This is a genomic window from Candidatus Cloacimonadota bacterium (assembly GCA_011372345.1).
GTDB lineage: Bacteria > Cloacimonadota > Cloacimonadia > Cloacimonadales > TCS61 > DRTC01.
In genome coordinates, this window is record DRTC01000129.1 from 1 (window position 1) to 4383 (window position 4383).

Below are 4383 nucleotides of genomic sequence, written 5' to 3' on the forward strand. Positions count from 1 at the left end.
ATGGGAAAGAGGAAATCCTTACGAAATAACCTGGACTTCCAGCGATTTTACAGGAAATGTAAAGATCGAACTTTATCAGGAAACTGTCAGAGATTATACTGAACTTGTCAGTTCAACGGACGATGACGGCTCCTGGATGTGGGATATTCCCTCCGAACAAACAATGGGAACAGACTACAAGATCAGGATTTCCGATGCTTCTGATGGAAATCCTAATGATGAAAGCGATAGTTTCTTCTCCATCACCGGAACACAAACCGTAACAAACCTGTTTATTTCCGAATATATCGAAGGAAGCAGTAATAATAAGTACTTGGAAATTTATAACGGAACAGACTCCGGAATCGATCTGGCAGATTATTCCGTTAAAATCTATGCCAACGGCAGTTCTTCTCCAAACAGTACGATCAATCTTTCAGGAACTCTTACAGCCGGTGATGTTTATGTGCTGGCTCATAGTTCGGCAACAGCATGGAGTGGAACTCCCGACCAAACATCAGGATCTCTTAGTTTTAACGGAGACGATGCCGTGACTTTGGAAGGAATTTCCGGTGATGTCGATGTGATCGGACAGATCGGTGTTCAGCAAGTCTGGGGAAGCGGAGATACAACCACTCAAAATCACACTTTGAGAAGAAAATCGGAGATCACGGAAGGAGATTCTAATGGAGATAATGATTTTGATCCGGCAATCGAATGGGATGGTTATCCACAAGATACGGTCGATGGACTCGGTTCTCATGGAGATGGCGGAAACAATCCTCCTGCAATTACCAATATTTTGACAAATCCGGCAAATCCTGATGCGGATGATACTGTTGATGTTACAGCCGATATTACGGACTCCGACGGAACCATAACTTCTGCATCATTATCCTGGGGAACTGACGGCACGACTTTCCCGAATAATATCAATTTGATCTTGAACACAAGAGCAGGTTATATCACAGAAACTCCTATCCCGGCTCAAATTCAGGGAACAACAGTCTATTATTATCTGGAAGCAACTGATGATGAACCGGATACAACAACATCTTCTACAAATTCCTACACGATTCCTTCTACCTATACAATTTATGAAATTCAGGGTCAAACTTCATCTTCTCCCTTCAACGAACAGATAGTAACAACTTCCGGGATCGTGACAGGAACTTATACGAACGGATATTTCCTGCAGGATGGAACCGGCGCCTGGAACGGTATTTTAGTTTACGGTTCAGGACATTCGGCAACACTTGGCGACGATGCTACGATCAAAGGGGAAGTTTATGAGTATTACGGTTTGACCGAGATCAGATCTGTCACTAACTATACCGTAAATTCTTCCGGAAATGAATTGCCGGCAGCAAGTGTTGTTTCTACTCTCGATGCAGGAACTGAAGATTACGAAGGAGTTTTGGTCACCACAACCGGGGAATGCGACAATGAAAATCCGGATGATCCGAGTGATTACGGTGAATGGACGATCAATGATGGTTCCGGTTCGATCCGGGTCGATGATATGGGTTATGGTTTTGAGCCGACTCTGGGAACAACTTATGAAGTTACAGGACCGGTCTATTATGCTTACGGGAATTTCAAGATCCAACCTCGCGATGAAAATGATGTAATTGCCAATCCGCAACCAGATCCTCCCCAGAACATTTCCATCTCACACGACGGAACAAATGTTACAATTTCCTGGGATGTGGTGGGTGGACTAACTTACACTATCTACAGCGATTCTGATCCTTATGGAACATTTACAACTGTCGAGGAAACAGGGAATACTTCGGGAACTTATACCGAGGTTCTTGATTCTATAAAATATTTTAGAATAACAGCTGAATAGGAAAATATATGACTCCGGAGTTATAAAATCCCTTCAATTCCCCCTTTTGAAGGGGGAATTTATTGGGAATTTCCAAACGAATCTCTTACAAATCCTTTGAACTCCTTTCGCAAAAAGGAGACTCTCCATTAATAAGGAAAGAGATATATACGCCTTTGTCTATTACACCGAGATTTATTAGTTCTTTTGGTTCTCGACATAAATTTATAGATATTTGATTTTAAAGACAACTCCGCCCGGATCGGGGCAGCAAAGTTCTTCCATTTCTTCAATAAAATCTGCTGCTTCATGCTGCTTGCTGACCAGAAACGGGATCAGGCTCTGCAAGGCGAACATACAGAATTCCTTGTTATCAGGTATTTTGATCTTTCCTTTTCCGGTAACATAGAAAGCATCTCCGGGTTTTAATTTCGCATCGCAGTGATCAATTATTCTTTCAACAACAACTTTTAATTCTTTCATGATATTTTCCTCCTTTGGTTTACATTTCCATGAGTTCTGCATAACTGCGTGTTTTAAAAATTATCAGAAATGCGTTGTCATTACGTCCGGCAGCTGCCGGATGTTGGCATCTATCGAAGTAATCTCTTTCTTATCATGGAGTTAGAGTTGTAGATTGCTTCACGGGTATTCCTTTGTAAGATTCCTCGCAATGACAATTTCATTCGTTGCAGAAACCTTTTACATTTCCGGTTTCATTTGCGGAAAAAGGATCACTTCCTTGATAGAAGTATTGTTTGTAAACAGCATTACTAATCGATCTATTCCTATCCCCAGACCTCCGGTTGGCGGCATTCCGTATTCGAGAGCTTCCAGGAAATCTTCATCTATGACATTTGCTTCCACATCCCCGAGTTCACGCAGTTTCGCCTGGACTTCCAGTCTTTTTCGTTGTTCGAGCGGATCATTCAATTCCGTGAAAGCATTTGCATATTCGTTTCCGGCAATAAAGAGTTCGAATCTTTCTACCAAATTCGGATTATCCGGTCTGGTTTTTGCCAGAGGTGAAATCTCTTTGGGATAATCGATCACAAAAGTTGGCTGGATCAGTTTCGGTTCCACGAAGTGATTAAAAATTTCTTCGATCAGTTTACCTGCATTCATACTCGGTTCGATCTCGATCTCATGTTCTCTGCAGAATTTTTTGATTTTTTCGAAGTCAAAATCGGATGCATCAAAACCGGTTTCCTCTTTGATCAGGTCAAGCATGGAAGCTCTTTTCCACGGTTTTTTCAAAGAAATTTCATGTTCCTGGAATTTGATCGTTTCTGTTCCGAAAATATTTATGGAGATCTGCTGGATCATCTCCTCGGTTAGATTCATAATATCATTAAAATCAGCATAAGCCTGATACAATTCGAGCATGGAAAATTCAGGATTATGATTTCTGTCCATTCCTTCGTTGCGGAATGTTTTCCCGATTTCATAAACTTTCTCGATCCCGCCCACGATCAGTCTTTTCAGATAAAGTTCGATCGCGATCCGCAAATACAATTTCATGTCGAGCGTGTTGTGATGGGTTATAAACGGTCTTGCATTTGCTCCACCGTAAAGAGAAGTCAAGATGGGAGTTTCAACTTCCAGAAATCCTTTTTCATCAAGATAATTACGCATTTCTTTGATTACTTTTGAACGGATCTTAAAATTCCTTTTATTTTCAGGATTAAGCAATAGATCCAGATATCTTTTGCGGAAACGGAGTTCGATATCGGAAAATTCATCCCACCTTCTTTTCTCGCCATCCACGATCTTTTCTTTTACGGTCGGGATCGGACGAAGATTCTTTCCCAAAATTTTTATTTTGTGAACTTTTACAGAATATTCTCCTCTTTGGGTGATAAAACATTCACCCTCGATCTGCACAAAATCCCCGAGATCGAGTAGTTTGAAGATCTCGTAATTTTTCTCTCCAACCGTATCTTTACGAACAAATAATTGTATCCTTCCGGATTCATCCGAAACATTTCCGAAACCGATCTTTCCCTGTCGACGCATCGCATCGAGACGACCGGTTATCTTAACTTTCTGCTGCTCTTGCACGAACTTATCTTTATTTTTTAGAAGCTCGATTATTTTATGAGTTCGCTCGCTTCTATTGGGAAAAGGATCGACACCAAGTTCGATCAATTTCTGTAGTTTCTGTCTTCTTACCGCTACTAATTGGTTCAAGTTTTCCATTAAAAATACCTTTTCTTTATTTGCTGACTAAAATTATTATTTATTTTTGGGTGTCAAGGTTTGATTGTAACACAAAACTCCGTTTCGTTGTAATATTGATTCTCCGAATCAAATATAAATCGTAAAACAGTTCTCCCGAATTGTTCAGCAACTCAAACTTCTTGTTTGAGAGAATTAACAAACCGAGACTTGGCACAAGCCGATGGTCTTGTGTTAAGTCGTCAATGCGGGGATAACAAGATCAACTTATTACAAGATGATGCATCACTTGTGACAAGTTTAAGCACAACACCTTGAAAAAAGACTTCGGAATGTGAAAATTAATCAAACTGAAAATCCGAAACACCGATAATAGAACCGTCGGCTGCTTTCTC

At 40.6% G+C, this 4383-nt stretch carries 3 protein-coding genes; 1 reads left to right on the forward strand and 2 read right to left on the reverse strand.

Features of this window, described 5'->3' with window-relative positions; all coding sequences use genetic code 11:
* The coding region (locus ENL20_02400) for a hypothetical protein (GenBank protein ID HHE37405.1) at positions 1 to 1831 on the forward strand (1831 nt) is incomplete at its 5' end.
* Between the two features lie 204 nt (positions 1832 to 2035).
* Here ENL20_02400 and ENL20_02405 read toward each other — a convergent pair.
* Both ENL20_02405 and lysS read right to left on the reverse strand, forming a co-directional pair.
* On the reverse strand, positions 2036 to 2335 hold the full coding sequence (locus ENL20_02405) for a TIGR04076 family protein (protein HHE37406.1): 300 nt from the start codon (positions 2333 to 2335) through the stop codon (positions 2036 to 2038).
* A 177-nt stretch (positions 2336 to 2512) separates the two neighbouring features.
* On the reverse strand, positions 2513 to 4009 hold the full coding sequence (gene lysS / locus ENL20_02410; protein ID HHE37407.1) for a lysine--tRNA ligase: 1497 nt from the start codon (positions 4007 to 4009) through the stop codon (positions 2513 to 2515).
* Positions 4010 to 4383: the final 374 nt, after the last annotated feature.

Excerpts from the sequence above, each read along its gene's own strand:
- lysS (HHE37407.1), bottom strand. The coding sequence starts at position 4,009 with ATGGAAAACTTGAACCAATTAGTAGCGGTAAGAAGACAGAAACTACAG.
- ENL20_02405 (HHE37406.1), bottom strand. The coding sequence starts at position 2,335 with ATGCAGAACTCATGGAAATGTAAACCAAAGGAGGAAAATATCATGAAA.